This is a genomic window from Vibrio sp. 03_296, assembly GCF_002265885.1.
Window position 1 is genome coordinate 1 of record NZ_NPKW01001082.1, and the last position, 1,368, is coordinate 1,368.

General features: G+C 37.9%; 2 protein-coding genes and 1 pseudogene. 1 reads left to right on the forward strand and 2 read right to left on the reverse strand.

The window, feature by feature from the left end:
- Positions 1–263 (forward strand): annotated as a pseudogene (locus tag CIK04_RS29950) (hypothetical protein); the annotation flags it as partial.
- Here the strand turns inward: CIK04_RS29950 and CIK04_RS35035 are convergent.
- Both CIK04_RS35035 and CIK04_RS35040 read right to left on the reverse strand, forming a co-directional pair.
- A complete protein-coding gene (locus CIK04_RS35035) occupies positions 235–429 on the reverse strand; it encodes a hypothetical protein (protein WP_325206023.1) in 195 nt (64 codons plus the stop codon). The pseudogene CIK04_RS29950 and the gene CIK04_RS35035 sit on opposite strands and share 29 nt — an antisense overlap.
- 351 nt (positions 430–780) lie before the next feature.
- On the reverse strand, positions 781–1,089 hold the full coding sequence (locus tag CIK04_RS35040) for a LysR family transcriptional regulator (RefSeq protein WP_325206024.1): 309 nt from the start codon (positions 1,087–1,089) through the stop codon (positions 781–783).
- Positions 1,090–1,368: the final 279 nt, after the last annotated feature.

A 1,368-nucleotide genomic window follows, 5' to 3' on the forward strand; every position in this document is an offset into this window, starting at 1 on the left:
GCGGTGGTGACGCAAAATACTTTCCAGTCATGATGGTGGGCGTAAAACCCGACTATGCTATTGAAGCCATTTGCTATATCGGCTTATTTGGTGGAATCACCGTAATAGGTGTTTATGTGTATTGTTTGAATTGCCAAGAAGGAGATAAAAAAAATAGGCATCCCTTACGGAATACCTATTTCTGCATCATGCTGTTTGTTTATGCTATTAAGCTTGTTGGTCCTCAGATAGCTGCTAATGATGCTGTTCAAAAAGATCGTTGAGTTTCGCCTTTAAGCCAATTTTGTCTAACTCATCAGACATCCCTTCACTAAACCAAACATTCATATTGACCTGTTGGCTAGTGGGAATCTTCTTGTAGTTAGGCTCTCTAACTGACCAATCAGGACAAACCATGATGGTGCCATGGTTTTCCAACTCTTTGTTCATCAGTCTTGCAGAACTCGTGCTTACCCAACTTGAGACAAACCGCGTATCGATTTTGTTCTCTTTCAGTAACTTCTTGAACCAAGGTTTTCCGACAAGGAGCTTGCAATAAACCACTCGGAACCGGATAGCACTCAGTATAAGTCTATACACTGCTGTGTGACTAATTACATAACTTGATGATCTTAACTGATAAGAATTACCATTTTCAGAGCTCAATCGATTGAGACTGAATATTACATCGAAGTTAGCGATATCGATCGTAGACGTTGTACTAAAACTGGTGATCGCTAAGTCTGTATTATTCAGTGCACGAAATTCGCTCACGACTTTTTCTACGGAGAGAGACAAGAACTAGCACATCGCAATGTTATATTGCTCTCTCGTATCCACTTTTTCTAAATCTTTGAATAGCTTTTCATACATGGACATTGTTTGATCCGCATATTCTAATAACACCTTACCGTGTTTCGTAAGCCCAAATCCCTCTTTTCTAACAAAAATACTAGCCCCAATTGTATTTTCGATCTTTTTGATATGCTGCGACACAGCGGGCTGAGTCATAAATAGTGACTCGGCTGCAGCTGTAAAGCTTTTGTGTTTTTGCAACCTGTGAAAATGTCCGAGATATTTTACGTCGATCATTCTATGAACGGTTTTCATGACAGCTATCTACCTTGATGTTACCCAGTTTATAGTTTTTTGTTGTACTTGGTATTTCTGTATTTTTTAAAAACAGACAAAAATATCAATACGCTACGCGAGTTACAAAAAACTATTGTTTATGCAACTATAAACACAGCTTATATGATGTATTTTCCTTTGTAATAAAATTGTAAATAAAATTCTCCTCAAGCCAGAACCCATATAGGCAGAGCAGTATTATCATCATGAGGCATTTATTCGAACTGTGAATTAATCTTTATGTAAACTGACTGACGA

Excerpts from the sequence above, each read along its gene's own strand:
- CIK04_RS35035 (WP_325206023.1), bottom strand. The coding sequence starts at position 429 with ATGAACAAAGAGTTGGAAAACCATGGCACCATCATGGTTTGTCCTGAT.
- CIK04_RS35040 (WP_325206024.1), bottom strand. The coding sequence starts at position 1,089 with ATGAAAACCGTTCATAGAATGATCGACGTAAAATATCTCGGACATTTT.